The 25,098-nt window shown below is 42.6% G+C and carries 18 protein-coding genes; 4 read left to right on the top strand and 14 right to left on the bottom strand.

Going from position 1 to position 25,098, the window contains the following annotated elements; genetic code table 11:
• Nucleotides 1-493: 493 nt before the first annotated feature.
• Together AC0L6H_RS08145 and AC0L6H_RS08150 are read left to right on the top strand one after the other, a co-directional pair.
• A complete protein-coding gene (locus AC0L6H_RS08145) occupies nt 494-3,715 on the top strand; it encodes a TonB-dependent receptor (RefSeq protein ID WP_473393677.1) in 3,222 nt (1,073 codons plus the stop codon).
• A 201-nt stretch (nt 3,716-3,916) separates the two neighbouring features.
• A complete protein-coding gene (locus AC0L6H_RS08150; protein WP_473393678.1) occupies nt 3,917-5,671 on the top strand; it encodes an immunoglobulin-like domain-containing protein in 1,755 nt (584 codons plus the stop codon).
• 177 nt (nt 5,672-5,848) lie between these two features.
• Here the strand turns inward: AC0L6H_RS08150 and AC0L6H_RS08155 are convergent, their stop codons facing one another.
• The 9 genes from AC0L6H_RS08155 to pilM all read right to left on the bottom strand — a co-directional run bounded on the left by AC0L6H_RS08155 (nt 5,849) and on the right by pilM (nt 14,681).
• Nucleotides 5,849-6,421 carry a DNA N-6-adenine-methyltransferase gene (locus AC0L6H_RS08155; RefSeq protein ID WP_473393680.1) on the bottom strand — a complete coding sequence of 191 codons (573 nt, stop codon included), beginning with the start codon at nt 6,419-6,421 and terminating at the stop codon, nt 5,849-5,851.
• Between the two features lie 112 nt (nt 6,422-6,533).
• Nucleotides 6,534-8,165, bottom strand: coding sequence for a DamX-like protein (locus AC0L6H_RS08160; RefSeq protein WP_473393681.1), 1,632 nt, complete (start codon nt 8,163-8,165; stop codon nt 6,534-6,536).
• Nucleotides 8,166-8,215: 50 nt separating this feature from the next.
• Nucleotides 8,216-9,295, bottom strand: coding sequence for a 3-dehydroquinate synthase (aroB, locus tag AC0L6H_RS08165; protein WP_473393683.1), 1,080 nt, complete (start codon nt 9,293-9,295; stop codon nt 8,216-8,218).
• A gap of 29 nt (nt 9,296-9,324) precedes the next feature.
• Complete coding sequence (gene aroK, locus AC0L6H_RS08170; RefSeq protein WP_473393685.1) at nt 9,325-9,840, bottom strand: shikimate kinase AroK; 516 nt, start codon at nt 9,838-9,840, stop codon at nt 9,325-9,327.
• A 257-nt stretch (nt 9,841-10,097) separates the two neighbouring features.
• The gene (locus AC0L6H_RS08175) at nt 10,098-11,903 is read right to left on the bottom strand and encodes a type IV pilus secretin PilQ (RefSeq protein ID WP_473393687.1); all 1,806 of its coding nucleotides are present in this window, start codon (nt 11,901-11,903) and stop codon (nt 10,098-10,100) included.
• Nucleotides 11,896-12,435, bottom strand: a complete 540-nt coding sequence (locus AC0L6H_RS08180) for a pilus assembly protein PilP (RefSeq protein ID WP_473393688.1) — start codon at nt 12,433-12,435, stop codon at nt 11,896-11,898. The genes AC0L6H_RS08175 and AC0L6H_RS08180 overlap by 8 nt, the downstream gene beginning before the upstream one ends.
• A gap of 1 nt (nt 12,436) precedes the next feature.
• Complete coding sequence (locus AC0L6H_RS08185; protein ID WP_473393689.1) at nt 12,437-13,033, bottom strand: type IV pilus inner membrane component PilO; 597 nt, start codon at nt 13,031-13,033, stop codon at nt 12,437-12,439.
• A gap of 5 nt (nt 13,034-13,038) precedes the next feature.
• Nucleotides 13,039-13,623, bottom strand: a complete 585-nt coding sequence (locus AC0L6H_RS08190) for a PilN domain-containing protein (RefSeq protein ID WP_473393691.1) — start codon at nt 13,621-13,623, stop codon at nt 13,039-13,041.
• On the bottom strand, nt 13,611-14,681 hold the full coding sequence (pilM, locus tag AC0L6H_RS08195; RefSeq protein ID WP_473393693.1) for a type IV pilus assembly protein PilM: 1,071 nt from the start codon (nt 14,679-14,681) through the stop codon (nt 13,611-13,613). Before pilM ends, AC0L6H_RS08190 begins: the two co-directional genes overlap by 13 nt.
• 138 nt (nt 14,682-14,819) lie before the next feature.
• On the opposite strand from pilM, the gene AC0L6H_RS08200 reads away from it, so the two are divergent.
• Together AC0L6H_RS08200 and AC0L6H_RS08205 are read left to right on the top strand one after the other, a co-directional pair.
• A complete protein-coding gene (locus AC0L6H_RS08200; RefSeq protein WP_473393694.1) occupies nt 14,820-17,540 on the top strand; it encodes a penicillin-binding protein 1A in 2,721 nt (906 codons plus the stop codon).
• A 27-nt stretch (nt 17,541-17,567) separates the two neighbouring features.
• On the top strand, nt 17,568-19,262 hold the full coding sequence (locus tag AC0L6H_RS08205; RefSeq protein WP_473393695.1) for an NAD-dependent malic enzyme: 1,695 nt from the start codon (nt 17,568-17,570) through the stop codon (nt 19,260-19,262).
• 58 nt (nt 19,263-19,320) lie between these two features.
• Here AC0L6H_RS08205 and argA read toward each other — a convergent pair whose 3' ends face one another.
• The 5 genes from argA to argB form a co-directional block, all read right to left on the bottom strand.
• A complete protein-coding gene (gene argA, locus AC0L6H_RS08210; protein WP_473393697.1) occupies nt 19,321-20,628 on the bottom strand; it encodes an amino-acid N-acetyltransferase in 1,308 nt (435 codons plus the stop codon).
• A 13-nt stretch (nt 20,629-20,641) separates the two neighbouring features.
• On the bottom strand, nt 20,642-22,036 hold the full coding sequence (gene argH, locus AC0L6H_RS08215; RefSeq protein ID WP_473393698.1) for an argininosuccinate lyase: 1,395 nt from the start codon (nt 22,034-22,036) through the stop codon (nt 20,642-20,644).
• A 12-nt stretch (nt 22,037-22,048) separates the two neighbouring features.
• Nucleotides 22,049-23,278 (bottom strand): argininosuccinate synthase, encoded by a 1,230-nt coding sequence (locus AC0L6H_RS08220; protein ID WP_473393699.1) that lies wholly within the window; start codon nt 23,276-23,278, stop codon nt 22,049-22,051.
• A gap of 8 nt (nt 23,279-23,286) precedes the next feature.
• On the bottom strand, nt 23,287-24,210 hold the full coding sequence (locus tag AC0L6H_RS08225) for an ornithine carbamoyltransferase (protein ID WP_473393700.1): 924 nt from the start codon (nt 24,208-24,210) through the stop codon (nt 23,287-23,289).
• Nucleotides 24,211-24,281: 71 nt separating this feature from the next.
• On the bottom strand, nt 24,282-25,097 hold the full coding sequence (argB, locus tag AC0L6H_RS08230; RefSeq protein WP_473393702.1) for an acetylglutamate kinase: 816 nt from the start codon (nt 25,095-25,097) through the stop codon (nt 24,282-24,284).
• Between the last annotated feature and the right edge of the window lies 1 nt (nt 25,098).

Here is a 25,098-nt window from a genome sequence, read left to right on the forward strand (position 1 = left end):
GGTTCAGATTTTTACAAATTGATTAATTACAATTATTCGCTATTTCTCTAAGTGACTGTAATTTAAAGCTTGTGCCCAATTATATATAATTTTTTCTAAATTAATTAATATCCGCTCAAACTGAATGATTTCGCATGAAATGGCCTTTCTTTTTGCAAACTACACTGTCGCTAGTCAATCCCCCAAGGCCTTAAAAACTTTAGGAAAAGTGTGAAGCGGTGCTCTTTTGAGTTATCGCTATGCAGAGTAAGCTCATTTAAAACTCACTTGAAATAAATACTCCATGTTTCTCCCCCTCATGTCCTGGATTTAATTTATTTTTTATTAAAAATCAATAGCTTGAGGTTATATTTTGGCCCTTTACTGTTTCTTTACAATAACATTACAAAATTTACATTTACTGTTGAATTAATATTCACAATGGCCTATTATATTTAATTAGACACATTCGGATATGCTAAATTAAACGCACAACACTGTAATGGAAATAAATATGGCTAAACAAACTCATTACAAAAAGTCTAACTTTTTGAAACATAAATTATCGATTGCTATTGCTCTAGTCTTGCTAGGTAATACTGCAGCTTATGCTCAGCAAGACAATAGCGCTGAGGAGACTGAAGTAGAAGTTGATATGTCTATAGCTGAGGCGGAAGCAGCCGCTAGAGCCCAAGCAATAGAAGACGGTTTAATGACTGAAGATGGCACAGAAATTATTGAAGTCAGTGGTTTTAGGAGCAGTGCGACAAAACAATTAAATAACAAACGCTTTTCAGAAAATATTAGTGACTCTATTTTTGCAGAAGATATTGGGAAAATGGCAGATTCAAACATTGCAGAAGCAATGTCACGTATTACCGGTATTGGTATCGATAGGCAAGATGGTGAAGGTACAGAAATTACCGTTCGGGGTGTTGAAGGTAGTTATAATAACGTACAAATGAACGGCGTGACCATGACCAACAGTGGTGATGACAACAGTGTCGATTTCTCGAATATGTCTGCTGATATGTTACGTTCTATCGAAGTTATTAAAAGTGCCACGGCTAAACAAGATGAAGGTAGTTTAGGGGCAACGATTAAGTTAAATACTTGGAAACCGCTGGATCTTAAAAAACCAAGAACAAGCCTTAGTCTTAGCGGTGTGTACAATGATTTATCCGAAGAATTTTCGCCAAAATTAGGTTTTGCTTTTGGTAGAAACTTTTCTAAAAGCTTCGGCATGACAGCTTCTCTAAATTATTCAAAGCAGCAAACACGTGGTGACAGGACCAGTAATTACAAATGGCAATATCGCCGGGCCGCCACCGCAGTTGATACAGCGGGCAATCCATTAGGTGAAAACTATTGGCTTCAAGACACCCCCGTTGATTTTGATGGTAACGGTATACCTGACTTTCTATTTGTTCCAGGGCAAGGCCAAACAACCGCTTTCGACCCAAATGCTTATGAAAGAAACCTTTCTTTCAATGAAACAGAGACTCTTAGTTTATCGTCGACTGTGCAATACATAATAAACGATAATTCAAGTTTTTGGGTAGACCTTACCCATTCAGAAAGAGAAAAGCTGACCAAACAGTATAATCTTAACATTCAGCAACTTTATACAACGACTACAGATGTTTCGGGAGAGATAATTCGTCCTACAGCTGTTATTGGCGAAGATGGTACTTCACTACAATTCTCAGGGCCTAATGCGACAGCTCGCCAAGTCGTATGGAGAAAGCCAATTAACACAAGCACCGATACTATTGGTCTAAATTATCAACATATTTTCTTAGATGGCACGTGGACATTAGATGCAAAAGTTGGTTACAGCCATTCTACTCAGCAGTGGCCTATTGAAGAGTCTAATAGAATAATATTTAACGCGAACGTTTCTAATCCCGATGGTGGCTCTAATAAACAGCCAGCAAGCGCTGATTGGCGCGATGAAAACGGTAACTTGTTACTCACTCCTATATTCGGCACAGCTGATGGTGAGTACTTCCCTAGTGCAAACCTACCTATTCAAAGTGCACAATTTATTGTTAAAGATATTGACGATCAAAGCCTTACCTTCTCATTTGATGTGGAAGGCGATATTGACTTTGGTCCTCTAACTAGGGTTTCTTTTGGGGCGAAGGTTATTGATCGTGAAAGAAAGGGTGAAGCGTTAAGCTTTTACGCTAACTTAGGTGACCCTGACGATCCTAATGCCACCCGCAATGCAGATGGAAAACTAGCATCTGAAGTGACAGTTGCTGATTATCCAGGACCGTTTCCAGCAGACAACTATTTAACAAACGTGATTGGTGGTACGACTAACGGTTGGGATCTTCCAAATGTTGATGCTATTTATAATGATTTTTGGCCAGACGTTTACGCTGCTACATCAAGAACAGATCCAAACATCACTTTCAGCGATGCATATGACGATGATGAACCGACTAATACTCAATTTGGCTCACAAGCTGTATACCTGATGTTTAACTACGAGTTCCTTGATGGTGATTTAAGAGGTAATTTTGGCTATCGTTACAGTAAGACGCAAGCCGAGGCAAGTAGTCGCTCAGGATTTCGTTTTAGAGAATGGGATCCAGATGCCTACCCTGTAGAAGATGATTTTGGCAATATAGTGTCAACAACAGGCGGATTTACTGGCGCTAACTTCGATATAACCGATGTAGTTACTGGTGAAATTGATTATGGTATTGGTTTACCAAGCTTCAATGCTCGCTACGATATCACCGATAAGATGCTAGTGCGTTTTAGTATCTCAAAAAATATGTCAAGGCCTAAACCGTCTCGATTAATTCCAGCCTACCTTATTACTGCCAGAGCGGAAGGAAATACACCGGTTGCGACTGGCGGAAATCCAAGTTTGAATCCGACTGAAGTTATTGCATATGACTTCTCATGGGAATGGTATTTTAAAGACACCGCGATGGTATCTGTTGCACCTTTCTATAAAGACTTTAAATCAATGACGTATCGTAGAACCGATGAACGTGGTTTTCCGTTGAGTGAATGTGCTGATGCATCAGAGTTCCCCACCAATATTAGAACGGAAGAAGAGTTAGCCGCAGGATTGGAAAATGGTATCAATCAGCAACCTTTCCGAGACTTACATTGTGGTCGAATTATTGAAGGTGTAGAGACTACTACATGGTTAAATGGTGACGGCGGTGAAATCTTTGGTGTAGAAACGTCATACCAACAAGACTTTGACTTTTTACCCGGATTTTTACAGTACTCTGGTATTATATTTAACTATACCTACACTGACAGTATAGCGACTTATATCGACAAAAATGGTGATGATAGCGAACAAACAACAGCAAGCTTGTTAGATGGATTCCCTATGCAAAACACCTCTAAAGATACAGTCAATACCACCTTGTACTGGGAAAATGAAGGTCTATCTCTTCGTCTTGCCTATGCCTATCGTTCTAAGAGACTTAAAAATTCGAACTCTTGGGATGGCGCAATCTGGGAAGATGATCGTGCAACGGTTGATTTCTCATCTCGATATAAAGTGAGTAAAAAACTATCACTTAATTTCTCCATTACTAACTTAACTAAAACCTATAACCGTACCTTTATTACACGTTTACAAGAACAAGATGGTCTGCTTTCAGAAGGTAGCGCATTAGATGGTGCTCCTGATTGGAGAACATACACGGTTGATTACAATGGGCGTAATGTCAAATTAGGTATGCTGTACAAGTTTTAAGGTGAATTAAAATTTAATCAGTGCGATTCGTGTTGAGACTTAGTGCTAAATGCTTACAAAGTCTCAACTTAACAACGCTATATGTCATTCTTCAAAATAGCGTTGTTAATATCTTGCATTGTTGTTATCGCCTAGCTTTATAGAGGCTAAGTAACTTAACAGCTTGCATAGAAATATATATAAATTAATAAAGGATACTTTATGAAAAACATGTCTTTTTCGGCTTTTAAACCTAAAAATATAGTAAAAGCTGTTTGTTTTACCCTAGGGCTGACTATGTTGTTTGGCTGTATTGAGGGTGAAGGAAAGAGCGACACTACCAGCGGTGATTTGACGCCGCCAGTGATAACCTTAACAGGCCCGGCCAATGTCACTATTGAATCATTCGAATCGGGTATACCCTATATGGAAACGGGTGCTACCGCTTATGATTTTGTTGACGGTCCAGTGAGTCTGCAACCTGTGGGTATCGATGCGGTCGACACAAGTGTGTTGGGTGATTATATAATTACCTTTCATGCAGTTGATAATGACGGCAATGCTGCAATTCCTGTAACTCGAACTGTTACCGTTGTACAAGCTATTGATAGAACAGCACCCGTTATTACTTTGAATGGTGACGCTGAAATTACCTTTACCAAAGATGGCGATGAGTACTACATTGAGGAAGAAAACGGCGGTGCAACAGCACTAGACGATTTTGAATCATATACCGGAAGTGGTGAAGTTGCAGTTATAGTATCAGGCGATGTTGTAGACAATGACGAAGCGGGTGTATATACCATTACTTACACTGCCACTGATTCTGCTGGCAATACGTCAACGCTAGATCGTATCGTAACGGTTATTGGTGATCCCAGTGAACCAGTGCTTACTTTAAGGGGTGAAAAGACAATAACCCATGTAGTTGGTCGCCCTTATCGCGAATTTGGTGCTACGGCAGTTGATCTTGAAGATGGCGATATGACGGTTCCTGCACCTACAGGCACAGTTGACCATACTACACCTGGTACCTATACATTAACTTACACTGTTACAGATACTCAAGGTAAAACGGTAAGTACAGATAGAACTGTTGAAATAATAACAGCTGAAAATGCACGTCCGCTTATCTTTACTGTAGATACTTCTGTTTCTGTTGATAATGAGGGACTTCCAAGTACCACGCTTAGTGGTAGCAATGCCTTTGTGTTAGGGGTCTATAATGCTGGACGTACTTATGACTTTGACGTTGATTGGGGCGATGGCAATATAGAAACTAATTTAACTGACCCATCAATTACGCATTTTTATGATGTGCCGGGCACATACACTATTTCTATTAGCGGTGAGTTTCATCAATTTCGTACGCCAGATTTAATGAAAGTTGTCTCAATTCAGCAATGGGGCGATATTGAATATAGTGATTTTCAATGGAGTTTAGCGGACAGTGGAACATTTGAAGAGTGGCCTACTGATATTCCTGACGTGACTAGAACGTATGAAGATCCTAATGCGACAGCAAATGGAATATACCGCCGCTTCATGCTGAGAAGTAAAGCTAATCCCGATATTAGCCTTTGGGATATAAAAGGCCAAGCTAACTTCATTGCTGCGTTCAACAACGCGACTAACTTTAATCAGCCACTTGATATGTGGGATACGAGTTCTTTGACTCACGCTAGGCATATGTTTTTGAATGCGGTGAGCTTCGACCAAGCACTACCTAGCTGGGATATGTCAAGACTGACAACGGCAAATGGGACGTCGCAAAACACCTTTAATAACATTGGTATGAGCGTTGCAAACTGGGATGCTACTCTGGTTGGATGGGCTGCACAGAACAAAGTGTCTGGCGCTAGAATTAATGCAAATGCTAATTTCCATAGCGAAGTAGGTGCTGAAGCAAAAGCGACCTTAGAAGCGTTAGGTTGGATTATTAATGATGCTGGTTTATATGTTGAACCAGGCGAATAAGCTATACTCTGAACGTAGGTCGAACAAGAGTTGAAGCTACAAGCTCCCCCTGTGTTACCTACCTGTCGCCTTTAATAATAGGTGATAGGGAAGGTGAAACAGGGGGCTTTTTAGTTGCTAAATGCCTACTAAATCGGTATTCAATTTTTTTAACTTTATGACACTTTGTGCTAGATATTATTTGGCGGGATTCATCACAAAGCCATGCTTCTCAAAGACTTTTTTGAATTTTGATTTTCTCTTTCCGAAATAAAAGAAAGCTTGACCACGAGTATTGCCTGAAACGTTCTTTCTATCATTATTCCAAAAACTTATACGATGGTTAGTAAAGCATATTGCAGTGCAGTGGTTTACAAGGGCACTAAACCACCTCGTATCGGTAGCATTATTTGCGAGCACAATACCTTCTGAGAAATTTTGTGCTTCATATTGGTCTACAAATTTATTCACTGAACGGCCACATAATCCTGCTGAATACGGTGGGTTCATGAATATTTTCGCGTCTTTTACAATATCCCAATCATTATCAAATGCACTATTTTCAAGAGTGAAAATGTGAGTTGCTCTAACAATTTCATTTGCTTTTTCAGACGAAAAAGGGTCAAGATCGATATTTCCTAATACAGCCCTAACAGAATCTATATATTCAGGCGGAGTGAACCATGAATCTGAATCACGCTTGATAGTTGATGTTGCCCCTGGCTTAGCTCCAATATAAGCCAATTTGTTCTTGTTAGCTTTTGTCGTCAAATTTGACTCACTATCTGTTTAGAATTTTAACTATAGTTTATAGGTTTTTAGATAGCAAAGACATCCATTCTACCCGTGGCCTACAAATTAACGGATTTTTGTCACGCATAATTTATCTGCGGCTAATTTCTTGCTGTATTTGGTTAATGCTTTTTGCAAAAGGTCGCGCTTCCTTTACATCTTCTGGCAGTGTTGTCAATTGATCAAGCGCTGCGTCAACAGAGCCAAATGACTGCCTATATAACACGACATACCAAGGTCCACCATAACGCTGAGTTTCGTAAACCCAAGTTGAAGCCTTCAAATTGTTATTGTTAAGATAGTTCTGGAGTACTTCGGGGTTTTGTATGCCAGACAATTGTAATACGACAGCGTCGGTCGGCAACGACAATAGTGTGGTTTCATCAAACTGATAGTCAACACCGGAATCACTTTGTTGGTCTTGCGCCTGAGCTAAAGCAGTTTGCTCAGTTTCTTCGCTCATTTCTGCACTAGCATTGTAGGTGTATGCATTTTGTATATCTTCTTGACTAGTAAACTGGGCGTCTAACTGTTCAACACTGATAATATCAGGCACTTGAAAATCGCCGTCTGGATTATTTGTGACGTTCTTTGCAATCACTTTGGGTTGAGGCAAGGCTTCTTTTTGCAAGGCAATAATCGTACTGCTAGGAGCGAGTGACTCATCTGCGTTATTATTGCTCTCACTTTGCATAGCTGCAGACACCAAAACGGGTGCCTTAAGTGTCATATCTTTGTTTATGCTTTTTGCTTTGTCGGCTGATTTTGTCCAAGAAGTGACCAGTGCAGCATCGGTGTATGTGCTTGTTTGCTCGGGCTTATCGCTTTCTGTGCTTTGACTCGTAGTTGACTCTAATTCAACCACTTCAAGTGGTGCTTGATATGTAGTCTTAGTAAAGCTGGTTTCGTTGAGTGCTTCATCTACAATAATTTGACGTTGGGCCATACCTTCAAAAGCTTGTTCATCTGTACTGCTTTCTAGCTCGGGTTCATAGCTTGACGCCGCTTCAGCATCGCCTGCTAATAGTGACGAAAATTGGCTTGGGTATTGCCACGCCATTAGACTTACAAAAACCAGCAAAAACACTGACAATATGCCACCGATAAACCACCGATTGCTTACCAATGGCTGATTTGAGGTACTAAACCATGATGACTTATCAGCCATTAGTGCTTCAAGAGCGTTGACATCAAAACCAACCGGGTTGACGGACTCACTCGACAACAATACCGGTTTATGGCTGTTATGCATTGGCAACCATTCTTGTGCCTTTTCTGCCCAAGCAGACTCGCCAAACAAAATTATATTTAAATGAATGCTCTGATCTGATTGTTGGGAATGCATCACCCAATCCCACAACTCTTGCAGAAAGCTTTCTTCAAGGGCTTCGGCTTGCGTAATGCAGACCAAGTAGGGGCCGTTTTGACTTGATAGACCGTCTTGGGGATCACCCAGTAGTTGTTGTAGAGGACGAATGAAACTGCCAACTTGATGACCACCAAGTTGGCGACAAATTTTACCGCGATAATCGCTGGCTTGTTTTGAACTTGACGCTGTGAAAAACGAGATTTCGGTATCAACTTGCTGACTTGATAAGAAATCACTCAAGGTACGCTGCTGATCTGCAACAGATTTACCGCTGACAAAAATCAGTTGCGATGAGTAGTTCACAAGATGGGAAAGTCGTTTGTGAAGTTCTGACACGGTTAGCGTTATACCCAAATACTTGTACCTGCATCAAGCCGCTTAAACACGGCTTGTGCATCGTACGCTTATTCTCCATTAAGTAGTTGTTTAAGCTCCTGTTGTGTAACGTCGCTTACTACCTGCGCTTTGCCTAACCCAATGGGTAAAATAAATCGCATGGTGCCACTTAATACCTTTTTGTCTCGTTGCATATGCGTAATGTAATCATCTGCCTGCATATTTGAAGGCCCTGTAATAGGAAGGTCAAAGTAGGTAAATAGTTCGCTTACCTGTCGTAATTCTGACGTTAACATTTGATTACGCATTACAGATAGCTCACAAGCAAGGACTGTGCCAGCAGCTACAGCTTCACCATGGAGCCATGTGCCATATCCCATTTGCGCTTCTATTGCGTGTCCAAATGTGTGGCCTAGGTTTAAGAGTGCGCGAATGCCGTGTTCTTTCTCATCAAGGTTGACAATGTCGGCTTTTATTTGGCAACAACGAGCAATCATTGTACTGAGTGCATCAGCTTGTTGTTGCTGTATTTCTGCCTTGCGTTTAACTATCCAATCGAAAAATGGCTTATCATAAATAATGCCATATTTAATAACCTCAGCCATACCCGCTGAGAACTCTTTTGCAGCTAAGGTGCTTAGCGTTTGCGGATCAATAAGCACGGCTTTAGGCTGATAGAACGCGCCAATCATATTCTTACCCAAGGGGTGATTGACAGCTGTTTTACCCCCAACAGATGAGTCGACTTGTGATAACAAGGTAGTGGGAATTTGTACAAAGTCGATTCCACGTTGATAACAAGCCGCGACAAAGCCACTCAAATCACCAATGACACCGCCTCCTAAAGCGACAATGCATGCGTCTCTGGATATGCGTCGCTCTAGTAATTGACCCATGACGAGTTCAAAGCTGGCAAGCGTCTTGTGTGCCTCACCATCAGGTAAAATGATACTAGAGATTTCTTTATCAGCTTGTTCTAGTAAGTTTATGACGGTGCTTAAATACAGCGGTGCAACGGTGTCGTTGCTTATAACAACAACTTGTTTCCCTTTTATTGCAGACAACAAAAAACCGGCGCTTTGCAAGCTGCCGGCTTCAATTGCAATAGGGTAACTACGTTCACCAAGAATTACGTTTATGCTTGGCATGTTAATTATCCTTTGAGTATGTGTACCTTTTATAGGCCTATTTTGCTAATAATTTGATTGGCGACTGCACGCGCACTCTGATCGTCTGTTTCAATAACGTAATCTGCTACTTCTTCATAAAGAGGGTTACGTTCTTCACCAAGCGCTCTTAATACCTTTTCAGGATCATCGTTTTGCAACAAGGGTCTGCGTTTGTCACGCTGAGTGCGTGCGACTTGTTTGTCAATTGTGGTTTGCAAATAGACTACAATTCCACGCGCCGACAAACGGTTTCGCACGGCACTTGATACAATTGAGCCGCCACCGGTTGCAAGCACAATACCTTGCTTGTCTGTTAGGTCGTGAATAATGGTTTCTTCGCGTTTACGAAAACCGTCTTCACCTTCCAAATCAAAAATCCAAGCGATATCAGCACCTGTTCTGCGTTCTATTTCTTGATCTGAATCGAAAAATTCTAAATGAAGTTCATCAGCTAGATGTCGGCCTATAGTGCTTTTCCCTGCGCCCATTGGGCCTACAAGGAATACGTTACGTTTCTCTGCCATATTTGTTTAAATCACATCTTTTGAAAGTGGTGTTGGTTATATTGGATGTTTTGTACCAACAATTACCATAACAGGCAGTGTCTGTTATGAGCGCGTTAATCCTCGCGTGAGTATCGAGACCCGTGATTATCTCAAGTATCGTGGTGTATTTGCAAGCCTTGTCTGCAAATAGATTTCCTTATACATAAAAAATGACGCATTAAGCGTCATTTTTTATGGGTTTTAGCAACTATTCGGTTTTGCTCATTTTATAATCATTACATTTCGGTCGTGATGATTTTAGGTGTAACAAAGATTAAGAGTTCGCGTTTTTCTTCTCTTTTTCCATTTGAGCTAAACATTTTTCCGATTAATGGTAAGTCGCCTAAAAGCGGCACTTTGGTTACGTCACTTGTACTTGTTTGCTGAAAAATACCGCCAAGAACAATGGTCTCACCATTTTCGACCAATACTTGCGTGCTTATTTCTTGCGTATCAATCGCCACAGCCGGACCTGTTGACGTAGACACCGTATCTCCACGAGTATCTTGAGTAACCACTAAATTCAGTATTATTCTGTTATCTGGTGTAATGTGAGGCGTTACGCGTAGACTCAACACCGCTTTTTTGAACTCAACCGAGGTCGCGCCACTTGACGTTGACTGTACAAACGGAATCTCTGTTCCTTGCTCGATATAGGCTTCCTGTTGGTTTGCTACGGTAATTCTTGGACTGGCAATAATTTCGCCTTTGTTTTCAGATTCAAGAGCACTTAGCTCTAAATCTAGAATGTTGCCGTCAACTAAACTCGCGATTTGAAAGCCAATACGGCCAGCGGCATTGGTTACCGGTAGATTCACATTAAGTCTGTCGGATATTGTGCTTGGCACTGAACCGCTATTGGTGATATCAGCACCTAGCAGCGAGCCTGAAGTAGCACCATCACTTGAGTTACTGGTTAATCCCCAGCGCACGCCTAACTGTTCGTCAGCGTTGTCTCTTACCGTGACCATTCTAGATTCTATCAATACTTGTTTAACAGGGATATCAAGCGCTGCTATTGTAGTACGAGCTTCGTCTATCGATGCTTGGGTGTCACGAATTAATAATGTATTGGTTCTCTCGTCAACGCTAACAGTCCCTCGCGTTGACAGTATTCCGCCTTCGGGAGATTTCAATATCGTGGCGAGTTCTTCGGCGCGGGCATAATTTACCGCAATATTGGCCGATGTAAGTTCCGCTAAGTTTTGCACTTGTTGCTTAGATTGCAATACCTGCGTTTCTCTTGCTGTTAACTCTTCGCTTGGTGCAATTAGTAATATATTGCCTTCTAAACGCTTATCTAAACCACGAATCTTAAGGATCATTTCTAATGCTTGATCCCAAGGAACGCCCGACAAGCTAATAGTAACATTGCCATTTACAGTGTCTGTCGTTACAAGGTTGAAGCCATTTACTTGCGCGATAATTTGCAATACCTGACGCACCGGCACATCTTGGAAATCAAGGCTGATAGGCTTACCCGTGTAGACAACGCCTTGGGCTTCTGCTACTTCTTCTTTTGTTAAAGGTGAAAATGAGAAGATAATCTGGTTGGCCAAAACTTCTTTGTTCACTTTGACGTTTCCGTCATATTTCACTTCTAAGCGTGAGTGCGTTTCGGTTTGAAAGGTCTCAATAGATCTGAGCGCAGTACCAAATTGTGAAACATCTATTTGCACATACTGGTCATCATTCACTTTGGTTTTTTCAAAGCTTATATCCACTTTTCCTTGCGCTTCGATAAACGATACTTCTGGTGCACCGTTTTCAAAGTCGACCACAACGTTGGCAATGTCGCCGCGGCGAGTAAAGTCGATATTAGACAAATGACTAACACTTAAGGCTTTGGTGTTTGCTTTAGGGTCGACTAACTCACTATTTATTATCGATGATTTAGTCGTATTGTGCTGTGTCTTTGTACTTTCAATCTGGTCTTGCGCAACCACGCCAAACGCAACGAAACAAACAACTAAGGTTAAGCTCAAATACCGTAGTGATTTGTTGCGGTCCAATTTCCGATTAAAGATATACTTCTTAGACATTATTGTTTTCCTCTACCATTGACGAGATTGTCAGCTTTGCTTGTTTGCTCTTCCAGCATCCAGCGCCATCTGGCAGCATTTCTTTGATTAAAATTTCGGTTGACGTTATCGCGGTTACGCGGCCATGAAATAGGCCTATATAGCTACCATACGTCACTTTGTGTAAGCTACCGTCGTTTGCCTTTACCAGCGCATATTTGCGCCCATTAGAGGTAAACACGCCAGCCATTTGTAAACCATCAAGTCCGAAGTTTTCTAACGGCTGTTTACGTCTATTCGGATTTGGTTGCTGACAATTGGGACTGTCAATAGGTTTATCGGCAACTTGCTCAGTTCTTGAACGTAAAAATGGACTGCGTAAGTGACTTGCCGAATAACTTACATTTGGCAATGGTTTAAATTCAGGATAGGGCTCGATATTTACCTCGGTATTAGCACGCACTTGTTCGGTATACACGATTAAATCGTCAATATTCGCTCCGCATCCAGACAACAGCACTAACGAACCTAGGCCTAGTAATAACTTTTTCATATTATTCTTGCCCCCTAGTCTCAGCGCGGTAGGTTTTAGCTTGCATCGACAGCGTCAATTGATTCTGTTTGCTCGAAATTTCAAAGTCGTGCAAGGTAACAATCCTCGGCAGGTTTGCGACATTGGAAGCAAATTGTCCAAATTCATGGTAACTCCCAGATACCTCAATTTGGATAGGCAGCTCAGTGTAAAACTCTTTAGGTATTTCTTGTTGCCAATTAAGCAATTTAAAAGATAAACCAGCATCAGTGCCCACGTAGGTTACGTCATCAAGCAGCCCCGGCGTTTCGTTGCTGGTAGGAAGCGACTTGAGCATAGAAGAAAAGTCTTTTTCTATTCTCTCTAGCTGTTCTTCGTATGCTTCTAAATTGACCGCTACGCGATATTTCGCTTCAAAAGTAGAGCGCAGTTCTGCTTCCGCTTTTTTGGCGTTTTCAAACATAGGTAACTTATTAGAAATAATGGCGTAATAACAAATCGCGCTCACGATGACTGCGCAAATAAGGCCAACAACTATTTTAATTTCTTTGGGCCATATTGCGACCTGCTCAAAGTCGAGGTCATTTATTTCTTTTAACTTATTAAAATCAAAGTTCATAAATTCTATTCCTCCCCTGAGTTTGCTTGTTCAACTTCAACTGGACCGTATTTAGCAGAAATTGCAAAGGTCAGTTCGAAGTCACTTACGGCATTTAGCCCTGATTTATCTGCAACAATCGACGATAGCACCGGATTGACGAAAACATCAGATTCTTCCAACGCGCGCATGAAACTCGACAAACGATTGTTTGAGTCACTCAAACCAGTAATTTTTATCTGATTGTTTGATCTTGACATAGTGTCAAACTCAACACCGGCAGGAACGGTTTTGGCTAGTTCGTCAAAAATAATTGGGGTCAGATTTCGGCTAACTTGTAACTGCTCAATCAGCGCCATGCGAAGCCCAATAGCATCTTTAGCTTTACTAATTTCTTGTATCTCTGCTATTTTTCTATCCAAAACTTCTATTTGTTGTTTTAAATAATTGTTTCGTGAATTTTGGTTTCTTATTTGCTGATCAATCGCTTGGCCTATAATCCAAAACAAAATAAAAACAGAAACGGACACAAAGACTAACGAGCCTAGATATTGTTTTTTCTGGGTTTGGCGCAGTGATTCACGCCAAGGTAGTAAATTTATCTTTGCCATGATTCAAGTTTCCTCGTGGCAAGGCCTACAGCTATTGTTAGCTGAGGGGCTATGCTGTTTAATTTTTCAGCATTCAATTTATCGCTTATTTCCATTCCCGTAAACGGATTAAACAAAGCAACCGGAATTGACAGCTCTTTATCGAGTTCTTCACATGCATTAGGAAGATTGCTCACGCCGCCGGTTAAATAGAGTTTACTTGGAGAAGGTTTATGCGTGGTAGAGGTGTACATCTGCAATGCACGCTGAATTTGTTGTTGTAAGCTGGCATAGAAACTAGGCATGGTTTCTTCAAACCAATCATCTGGCGCCGTATTGTTTGCAATTTGTTGTTCCACCTCGTGCACATCAACACCGTAGATGAGTGATAGATCTTGATTCAGCTTGTTTAAACCAAAAGAATGTTCTTTGGCATAAATAACTTGATTGTTTTGCACTACGGTAAGTTGTAATAAAGATGCGCCAACATTTATGCAACACACAACTTCGTCTTCGTCCAGTTCATCTTGCAAGTAAAGCATAAACGCTTCACCTAAGGCGTTAGATTCGACATCTATTATTTTCGGCTCAAACAAATTTTCGCGCACAACGGTCATCCGAGAATCAACTAAATCACGGTGAGCCGCACTTAAAAGAACAGCGACTTTGCCATCGTTAGCTTCGTTCATGGGTAACTCTTCAAAATCTAAATAGACTTCAGACAGTGGGTAGGGTATTAAACTATCAGCCTCTAACTCAATCTGGCTTTCTAGCTCAAAATCACTCTGGTCTGGCTCCATGTACACGAGCTTACAAATTACCGACGAACCTGCTACGGCAAGTGCGCAATATTTATTTCTATCCTTGAGTGATAATTTGACTTTTTTGAGTGTTTTACTAATCGCATCGAAATCTTTAATTTCGCGCTCAGCAAATGCCGAACCAACAATGGGTTCGCAAGCATATGCGATTACTTTCGTAGAGCTAGAGGATATATCTAGGCTTACAGCCTTTATATATTTGGTCCCTATATCTAAACCGATAATTGTTTTGGCTTTTTTTGAAAAAAGCGACTTCATATCATGGTAGCCTAATGTGGATTACAGTATCATACACGTTCATAATACTGAGATTTAATTTATGGTATGTACTAGTTAACGACACATACGTATAAATTCTGAGTGCTTTTCAACAATTATTTGAGATAAACACACGCCGTGAAGTATATAAAAATCTTTTTTATCATTAGTATCCTTGCTTTGCTACTGGGCGTAGGTACTGTCGCTGGGCTATATCTCTACTACAAAGATGAACTTCCGAGCGTAGAAGTACTTAGAGACGTTGAATTGCAGACACCTATGCGAATTTATACCAAAGACGGTAAATTGATTTCCCAATATGGTGTTAAAAGAAGAATCCCCGTTTCTTTAGAAGATGTTCCCGAGTCGCTAGTACAGGCGATTATCGCCACAGAAGATAGTCGTTTTTACGAGCACATTGGGGTTGACCCCATCGGTGTAATGCGAGCCGTCCTTAACTTGGTCACCACCGGTGAAAAAGGACAGGGCGCAAGTACTTTGACTATGCAGCTAGCGAGGGGCTTTTTTGGTTTAACGCGTAAAAAGGAATATTCTAGAAAAGTAAAAGAAGTGTTTATTGCCCTTAAGATGGAGCAAGAGCTGAGTAAAGATGAAATACTCGAACTCTATCTCAATAAAGTGGAGCTTGGACATAGAGCCTTTGGGGTAGGTGCGGCGGCGCAAGTTTATTACGGTAAATCGTTGCAAGAACTGAGCTTAGCGCAAATCGCCACTATTGCGGGTTTACCGCAACGTCCGTCGGTGTTAAATCCTATATCTCGTCCAGATTTATCTAAGGAAAGACGCCGTATCGTATTGTTGCGTATGCTTGATGAGGGTTATATCACTCGCGCGCAGTTTGACGAAGCATCAACTGCTCCAGTGACCGGCTCTAAACACGGTGCAGAAGTTGATATGACGGCGCCCTATTTAGCTGACATTGCGTATAACGAGATGATTTCTATTTACGGCAAAGAGATTGCTGAAACGAGTGGATTTAAAGTGTTTACCACGGCGTCGTCCTTACATCAAAAGGCAGCGCAAACTGCCGTCGTAAGAAACTTGCACGATTACGATGAGCGCCACGGTTACCGAGGTCCATTGGCAACCATATGGAATGCACTTGACCCACTTGCCCTTGAAAAAGAAGGCTATGCTTTACCATTATCACAAGCTGATATAGCAAAACTTACAGAACAAAATGGACCCTTTGTTAGACCTGATGAAGAAGAGTTAGATAAAATCTTAGGGGAAACGGAAGTTATTGGCGACCTTATTCCAGCAATTGTAATTAGGTCTGAAGGGCAGTCCTTGCTAGTTCGTACCCTAGATTATGGTCAACTCACTATTGAGTGGGACGGTCTAGACTGGGCCCGGCCATACATTGATGACCAAAGGCAAGGACCAGAGCCTAGTCAAGCTACTGACATCGTGCAAGAAGGGCGACTTATATATGTGCGTAAACGCCCAGAAGATGCCGTGTGGCAGCTATCGCAGTTTCCATCTGCTAGTGGCGCATTTGTCGCTGTTAACCCCTTTAGCGGAGAGGTTGATGCACTCGTAGGCGGCTATAGTTTCTATCACAGCCAATTTAACCGTGCGACTCAAGCAAAACGCCAAATCGGTTCTAACGTAAAACCCTTTATTTATGCTTCTGCGATAGATAACGGTTACACCCTCGCCAGTGTCATAAACGATGCGCCAATCAACCAATGGGATGCTTCATCGGGCGTTGCATGGCGGCCACAAAACTCGCCGGCGCTCTACGACGGCCCAATCCGTATGCGCGTTGCACTAGGAAAATCTAAAAACGTAGTGTCAGTGCGTTTATTAAGGGGCGTTGGTTTAGAAACGACAAGAGATTACCTAACAAAATTTGGTTTTGAGCGCTCAGAAATACCCCTTGACGAAACCATGTCGCTTGGTTCTGGCGCACATACACCTATTGAGGTAGCAACTGCTTTAGCGGTGATTGCGAACGGCGGCTTTGCCGTTAAGCCTTACTTTATTGAACGAATAGAAAATAGCGCTGGCGATGTTTTGTGGCAAGCAGAGCCTTTGTATGCATGTGATCCATGTACAGACCTAAATCGCGATGGCAGCCCTAAAAATAGCCAGGGTGAGGCTACGTCATCACCGCAAACCGGCACCGATGCTGATATTGAAGCGATGCTGGCAAACCAGTTAAGTGGCATTGCTAATGACACTGGCACTGAAGATGCCACCGATACTAGAGCGCCTATGCAATCAGCTCCGCGCGCCATTTCTGAGCAGACCGCGTTTTTAGTCGCAGAAATGATGCGCACCGCGGTGCGAGGTAACGGGCGCAATGATACGTATTGGTTGGGTACAGGGTGGCGTGCACGAAGCTTATTACAGCGCACCGATATAGGCGGCAAAACCGGAACAACAAACGATTCAAGAGATACTTGGTTTTCGGGGTTTGCGCCCGACTTAGTGGCCACATCTTGGGTCGGTTTTGATGACAACATACGTCAGCTAGGCAGAGCCTCACGCAATCAAAATTTGATCAATAAAAACCCGACGCGTTTTAACTATATCGGCAATGCCTTGATTGGTGCAGAAGATGGCGCAAAGGCAGCGCAACCTGCATGGATTCGTTTTATGGAAAAAGTGCTTGATGGTAAACCCGAAACAACAAAGGCAATACCTGAAGGAATTGTAAGAGTGCGTATTGATCGTAAAACGGGTTTGCTTTCTAGAAAAACAGATGCATCATCGATGTTTGAGTATTTCAAAAAAGGGACAGAGCCGACAACCTTCGTCACCCAAGACACCTTCGATTTGAATATTGAAGACGAAGAAACGCCAGAACCTATACTCGACGAATTATTTTAACTGATTGATTACTTGCAAAGGCCCTACATGTCTGCAAACGATACACAACGTTATTTATACACCCACTATTCTGGTCCAGCTTTACTTGAAACACCGCTGCTAAACAAGGGTAGTGCATTTACTGAACGCGAGCGTAAGTCATTCAATATTTTAGGGCTCGTACCACCGCGCTATGAATCGATAGAAGAGCAGGTCGATCGAGCTTACATGCAATATAGCAGCTTTGTTAGCCCCTTGAATAAACATATATTTTTGCGCGCAATCCAAGACAACAACGAAACCTTGTTTTATGGCTTGCTGCAAAAACATATCGAAGAAATGATGCCAATTATTTACACACCAACGGTGGGTGAGGCGTGTGAGCGTTTTTCTGATATCTATCGTTCTTCACGTGGTTTATTTATTAGCTACGATGAGCGACATATGATGGCAGACATTTTACGCAATGCGACTAAGCGTAAGGTAAAAGTTATCGTAGTTACTGATGGTGAACGTATTCTTGGTCTGGGCGATCAAGGGATAGGTGGCATGGGGATCCCGATTGGGAAATTATCACTTTATACCGCCTGTGGTGGTATTAGCCCTGCGTACACCTTACCGGTGATGCTTGATGTGGGTACAAACAATCAAAAACTACTTGATGATCCAATGTATATGGGCGCAAGGCACCCGCGTATTTCGCAGCAGCAATACGATGAATTTTTGGATATGTTCATTCACGAAGTGAGTGTGCGCTGGCCAGAAGCGATGATCCAATTTGAGGATTTCGCCCAGCCAAATGCCATGCCACTGTTACAAAATTATCGCGACAAAGTCTGTTGTTTTAACGATGATATTCAAGGGACTGCAGCGGTCACTTTGGGTACTATTTTAGCGGCTTGTCGAGCGCGTGGTGACAAGTTGTCGCAGCTGAAAGTCGTATTTGTTGGCTCAGGCTCGGCGGGCTGTGGAATTGCCGAGATGTTAATTCAGCAAATGCTGCACGAAGGTTTAAACGAGAGTGAGGCAAGGGCACGCGTGTTCATGATTGATCGCTTTGGTTTATTAACTGAAGGGATGGACAACTTGCGTGACTTTCAAGAAAAGCTAATGCAGCCGCTTGCGAGTATTGCATCTTGGTCTTACAGCACCGAGTATCCATCATTACTTGATGTGGTGACTTACGCTAAGCCTGATATTTTGATTGGTGTATCTGGTCAGCCCGGTTTATTTACCGAGCAAGTCATAAGGACCATGTCTGAAAACTGTAAAACGCCTATTATTTTTCCCTTAAGTAATCCTTCAAGACAAGTAGAAGCAAGACCAGAGCAAGTAATAGAATGGACCAATGGCAATGTTGTAATAGCGACGGGTTCTCCGTTTAACGCGGTCACTTATAATGATAAAGTGTTTCCTATCGCACAATGCAATAACTCTTATATCTTTCCTGGTATTGGTCTGGGTGTTATTGCCTCTAAAGCGCGTCTTATTAGTGATGAAATGCTAATGGCAGCGAGCAATGCACTGGCCGAAGAATCCCCGCTGGCGAAAGGGGAATCTGATTACTTACTTCCTCGCTTAACACAAATAAGCGTGCTTTCACGTAAAATCGCGTTTGCGGTGGCGAAGGTGGCTATGGAACAAAATTTAGCCTTAAGCTTGTCTGATGAAGTGTTAGAGCAACGCATCGAAAGTAATTTCTGGAAAGCGGAATATCGGCCCTATAAGCGCGTAAGTTTTTAGGATGGTTAGCGAGTAATCACTTACTCGCTTTATCATTTTAAATCGATGTTTCAGGCCATTACAAAGGCATAATAAATACTTTGGAATTGCGCGTGAAATTGTAGATGTCCTTCTTAGAGCTAGGCAAATCGTCTATGCTTTGCTCTACAAAGCCTTGCTCTAAAAACCAATGGCTAGTCACGGTGGTTAGCACAAACAGTTTACTAATGTTTGCATCAATAGCCTCTAATTTTAGTGCATGTAGCAACCGTTCACCCCTGTTTTTACCTCGGTAATCACGATGTATGGCGACGCATGCCACTTCACCCATCTTCTCTTCTGGGAAGACATACAAGGCTGCGCAGGCGATAATCATTCCGTCACGTTCAATCACTTTGAACCTTTCGATTTCGTTTTCTAATTTCTCTCTAGAACGGGTGAGTAAAACGCCGCTTTCTTCTAAAGGCTTAATTAATTTAAGAATGCCACCAACATCGTCAATGGTTGCCGTTCTGAGTTGCTCATAATGAGTTTGCATAACGAGCGAGCCGTGGCCGTCCCGTGTAAATAACTCTTTTAGAATTGCGCCATCATTGTGATAACTTACACAGTGTGCCCTCTGAATACCCGCGGTCACAGTATCTACCATGGCACTTAAGCAAGTGCTCTCGGCTTGAATTTGATTGCTCTCGATGAGTGGCTTTAACCGATCTAATTCTATGGTGCGAATTAATTCGTCAGCTTTATATATGCCGTCGCCATCACTTAGGGTAATTAGTTTGTCGGCCTTTAAGGCTATTGCTGCTTGGGTCGCCACATCTTCATGAGAGAGATTGAAGACTTCTCCTGTAGGCGAATACCCCATTGGTGACAGCAGCACAATAGAGCCGTTGTCAAGTTGGTCTTGCACCCCTTGAATGTCAATCCTACGCACACTGCCGGTGTGTTCAAAGTCTATACCGTTGCGTACGCCCAAGGGCTTCGCAATCACCATGTTGCCAGAACAAACACGAATACGCGCACCGTGCATAGGCGAGTTAGGTAGGCCTAAGCTCAGCAGGGCTTCGATTTGGCTGCGTAATGAGCCTGCAGCATCTTTTACGCACTCAAGGGTTGCCTTATTGGTAATTCGCAAGCCATCAACAAACTGCGCCTGTATAGATCTTAAGGCTAGGCGTTCATCTATTTGCGGGCGCGCACCATGCACAATTATTATACGAATTCCCAAACTATGCAGTAGAGCAATGTCTTGAATGAGTCGCTCGAAGTTTTCACTTAGCACCGCTTCTCCACCAAACATGATGACGAAGATTTTTCCGCGGTGCGCGTTCATATACGGAGCAGAGTTTCTAAATAAACGTACACTATCTTGATGAGATAAACTCATTGACCTGACACTCCTAAGTCGCTTGTGCCGTTAGTGCATCCCAATTCTCTAACTCTACATAGAGGGCTTGGGTAACTGTTTGTTTACTGGTACCACCTAATTGGTCGCGTTTATTTAAAACAGCATCGAGTTCTAGCCATGGATAAACGTCTTCATCGATATCTTTATGGATAGCTTTTAATTCAGCTATTGGCATTTCTTCAAGCGCGAGGCCTTTTGCTATAGCAGCAACTACTGCTTGGCCTGAGATATCATGAGCGGTTCTAAAGGGAATATTTTTAGCCACTAAATAGTCAGCCAATTCTGTTGCATTCGCATAGCCTTGCTGAGCGGCCCTACGACACGCTTCTTCATTGAGTGCCATGCCGTTTAAAACTTCAACGCCAATACATAAGCAAATATGCCATTGGCTGACGGTATCAATCGCGCCTTCTTTATCTTCTTGCATGTCTTTGTTGTAGGCTAAAGGTAGGCCTTTCATGGTAACCAGTAGCGCTTGTAAATGGCCAAAGACTCGGCCACATTTTCCGCGCATTAATTCGAGCGCGTCAGGGTTTTTCTTTTGCGGCATTAACGACGAACCCGAGGTAACGTCATCTGATAGCTGTAAAAAACCAGCCTCACCAGAATTATAGAAAATAAGATCTTCAGCCATCCGCGATAAATGCATCATGCTGGTACTGGCCACAAATAGTAATTCGAGCACGAAATCACGGTCTGACACCGCATCTAGGCTATTCAAACATGGGCTCGAAAAGCCTAAGCTTTCAGCGATTTGATGGCGGTTAACAGCAAAGGTCGTTCCAGCTAATGCACCGCTCCCTAATGGACATTGATTCATCCGTTTGGTGAGGTCGTCGATTCTGCTGATGTCACGCTTTAGCATTTCAACGTAAGCTAAACACCAATGCGCGAAGTAAACCGGTTGCGCGCGCTGCAAATGGGTGTAGCCTGGAATAACCACATCTTGATGACGATTTGCACAATGCAAAAGCGCACCAAGAAGGTTAACGCAATCTTGTTTTAGAGAGGCTAAGTGGTTTTTGACCCATAGTCTAAAATCGGTTGCGACTTGGTCATTGCGACTGCGGCCTGTATGTAGCTTACGCCCTAAGTCTTGCAGCTCCTCAGTAAGGTAAGCTTCTACAAAACTATGGATATCTTCTTCCTTTGATGCCGCAAAGTCGATTTCGCCATTTTGTGCTTTGTCTTGCAAATCACTCAAGACAGTCTCTATTTTTGCTTGTTCATCTGCACTTAATACACCTGCTTCTTTCAGTGCTCGTGACCACACGATTGAACCAAAGATATCTTCAACCGCCATAACGTGATCAAAAGGTAAAGAATCATTTACCTGTTTGAACATGTCACTGCTGCCTGCCTTAAAGCGTCCGCCCCATAAAGCCATAGTTGTTATCCCTTATTTCAATTTGTTTAAATGACTGATGCGGCTCGACAAGCTGAATAGTCTTATAAACCCTTCTGCGTGTGATTGGTCGTAAACGTCATCTGCACCAAAGGTTGCAAAGTCTTCTGAGTATAAGCTGTTGGGCGATTTACGCTGTATAACTGTAGCGTTGCCTTTATATAGTTTGACTACAATCTCGCCCGTTACAAGCTCAGCAAAGCTATTTGCGGCGGCTAATAGAGAGTCATTTAGGGCCGTGAAATAGCGACCGTCGTACATTACATGGGCGTACTCTAGGCCGATTTGCTCACGAAACTTAAACGCAGATTTGTCGAGTACTAAACACTCTAAGCCTTTATATGCTTTCATCATGATGGTGCCGCCGGGAGTTTCATAACAACCACGAGATTTCATGCCAACCAAACGGTTTTCTACAATGTCGATTCGACCTACGCCGTGGGCCGCACCTATGCGATTTAGCTCTACTAAGGCTTGATAAGGAGACAACGCTTTGCCGTTTACATGGGTAAGCTCACCTTTTTCATAGCTTAGACTTACGGTTTCAGGCGTGTTGGGCGCATCTTCAGGATCTACCGTCATGGTCCAAATTTGTTTACCAGGTGCATTCCAAGGATCTTCAAGCTCACCGCCTTCGTGCGAAATATGCCAAGCATTCGCATCTCGGCTATAAATCTTAGTTGCTGACGCGCTTGACTTCACATTACGACTGGCAAGGTAATCGAGTAAATCTTCGCGTGAAACCATGTCCCATTCACGCCAAGGCGCAATAACGGGTAAGTCAGGTGCTAGGGCAGCAAAGGCCCCTTCAAATCTTACCTGGTCGTTTCCTTTACCGGTACAACCATGACTCAATGCATCAGCCCCGACTTTACGGGCAACTTCTACTTGCGCACGCGCAATAATAGGGCGAGCCATTGACGTACCCAACAAGTAATCGTCTTCATAAACGGCACCTGTTTTTATGGTTGGGTAGATAAACTCTTTAACGAATTGTTCTTTTAAATCAACAATATGGCATTCACTTGCGCCCGAGGCAATTGCTTTGGCCTCTAGTCCTTCAAGCTCTTCTTCACCTTGACCAACATCAGCGGCAAAGGCAACCACCTCACAATCGTAGTTTTCTTTTAACCACGGCACGATGGCACTCGTATCAAGTCCGCCTGAATAGGCTAGAACCACTTTTTTCACGTCTAATTTCGCTTTACTTGCTGTATTTTTCACAATGACCTCTAAAACTGACTAATATCAAATTCGGTTAATAAATAGCAAAGAATGGCATTTTGCGCATGCATGCGATTTTTGCTTTCTTGCATAAGTAGGGATTGCTCTGAATCCATCAACTCACCTGTTATCTCTAGGTCTCTGTGCGCCGGCTGACAGTGCATCACATAACTTGCACCTGCTTGTTGCATAAGTGCTTTGTTGACCTGATAAGGCATAAATTTATCTTTTATATCGCTCAGTGGCGTATCGTCGCCCATCGACAACCACGTATCTGTATAAATCACGTCGGCTTTAGTAAGTGTATCGATATGATTACTAAGGGTAAATTCTACCTTAGCATCACTCGCCATTTGTGCGACTTTTTGGGCGATACTAGGGTCAATTTCGTGACCTTTTGGGGTAATAACAACTTGGTGGCAGCCTAACAAAACCCCTAAAATCAAAAGCGAGTGGGTAACATTGTTGCCATCACCGACATAAGCTAAGGTCTTACCTTTAATATCGCCAAAGGCTTCTTTCATAGAAATGTAATCAGCTAAGGCCTGGCAAGGGTGATACATATCACAAAGTGCGTTAATGACTGGAATGTTGCCAACCGAGGCTAAATCTTCAAGGGTACTGTGCTTATACACACGGGCGACTATGGCGTCGGCCCATTGCGAAATGTTAGCAGCGACATCTTTTGGGTCTTCGCGTTTGGCCATGGGCTGTCCTTGGCTATCGACATACACCATATGACCACCGAGCTTATTAATGCCAATGTCAAAACTAACTCGTGTGCGCAATGACGGCTTTTCGAAAAGTGCAACTACCGACTTACCTGCCAACGGCTGACCAAAACGCTCAGGCGTTTGTTTAAGCGTAATCGCAAAATTGAGGAGTGAATTAGCGTCTTTTGCTGTCCAGTCGCTGAAACTAAGTAAATTCACAAGCGTTCCTTTTTAAGTTCTATTGTGTGTAACACGTATGACCGATTGCAGCGTCTATACGTTCGTGGTTATTATTGCTGGCTTGGCTGTTTTTCAGGTAGTATTTCAGTACCGCAATGCACATTCTCTATAAAGAGCTGTGTCGCGTCATCCCAACTACCAATGGTGACATTCTGCTGTATCGAGTTAGCTGCAAATTGCGCTGCTTTTACTTTTACCGCCATGCCGTCTTTGATGACACCTTCGTTTATGAGTTGTTCACTTAAACTGGGGCTTAGCTTTTCAATCAATTGTTTGTTTTCGTCTAGTACGCCTTTCACATCGGCGAAAAAGTACAACTTAGTTTTTAATAGTTGGGCAATACAAATGGCGGCGTGATCAGCATTAACATTGTACAAACGCCCATTTTTATCTTTTCCGATTGAAGCGACTATAGGGACCATATTGGCTTGAATCAATGCCTCAAGCAAGTCTGCACTTTCAGCAACAGGTACACCCACTGCACCTATCTTGGCAGGGTGCTCTGTACAGTTGGCGATATTTCCGTCGGCTAAACTGACACCCACAGCATTAATACCATATTTTGCCGCTTCTGCGACTAACTGTTTATTCAATTCTCCCGCCAGTACGCTTGTTACGATGGGCATATGTTCATCGGGCGTAATGCGTAAACCATTTTTGCGGGCGCTCGCGATCCCAAGATCATTGAGGCGGTTTAGCACTTGATCGCCACCACCATGCACGAGCACTACAGCGCGATTATTTTCTTTAAGCTTTTTAATGGTGCTCAATAAGCTTGAGTCAAGGGTATTGTCATTGCTTAAAGTAGAGAAAAAGCTACCGCCAATTTTAATGACTATCGGAAACTCTGCAGACGAAACCGCCATG

Source organism: Glaciecola sp. G7-5 (assembly GCF_055808975.1).

Excerpts from the sequence above, each read along its gene's own strand:
- pilM (WP_473393693.1), bottom strand. The coding sequence starts at position 14,681 with ATGAAGTCGCTTTTTTCAAAAAAAGCCAAAACAATTATCGGTTTAGAT.
- argH (WP_473393698.1), bottom strand. The coding sequence starts at position 22,036 with ATGGCTTTATGGGGCGGACGCTTTAAGGCAGGCAGCAGTGACATGTTC.
- AC0L6H_RS08145 (WP_473393677.1), top strand. The coding sequence starts at position 494 with ATGGCTAAACAAACTCATTACAAAAAGTCTAACTTTTTGAAACATAAA.
- argA (WP_473393697.1), bottom strand. The coding sequence starts at position 20,628 with ATGAGTTTATCTCATCAAGATAGTGTACGTTTATTTAGAAACTCTGCT.
- AC0L6H_RS08205 (WP_473393695.1), top strand. The coding sequence starts at position 17,568 with ATGTCTGCAAACGATACACAACGTTATTTATACACCCACTATTCTGGT.
- AC0L6H_RS08175 (WP_473393687.1), bottom strand. The coding sequence starts at position 11,903 with ATGTCTAAGAAGTATATCTTTAATCGGAAATTGGACCGCAACAAATCA.
- AC0L6H_RS08180 (WP_473393688.1), bottom strand. The coding sequence starts at position 12,435 with ATGAAAAAGTTATTACTAGGCCTAGGTTCGTTAGTGCTGTTGTCTGGA.
- AC0L6H_RS08185 (WP_473393689.1), bottom strand. The coding sequence starts at position 13,033 with ATGAACTTTGATTTTAATAAGTTAAAAGAAATAAATGACCTCGACTTT.
- AC0L6H_RS08150 (WP_473393678.1), top strand. The coding sequence starts at position 3,917 with ATGAAAAACATGTCTTTTTCGGCTTTTAAACCTAAAAATATAGTAAAA.
- aroK (WP_473393685.1), bottom strand. The coding sequence starts at position 9,840 with ATGGCAGAGAAACGTAACGTATTCCTTGTAGGCCCAATGGGCGCAGGG.
- aroB (WP_473393683.1), bottom strand. The coding sequence starts at position 9,295 with ATGCCAAGCATAAACGTAATTCTTGGTGAACGTAGTTACCCTATTGCA.
- argB (WP_473393702.1), bottom strand. The coding sequence starts at position 25,097 with ATGGCGGTTTCGTCTGCAGAGTTTCCGATAGTCATTAAAATTGGCGGT.
- AC0L6H_RS08190 (WP_473393691.1), bottom strand. The coding sequence starts at position 13,623 with ATGGCAAAGATAAATTTACTACCTTGGCGTGAATCACTGCGCCAAACC.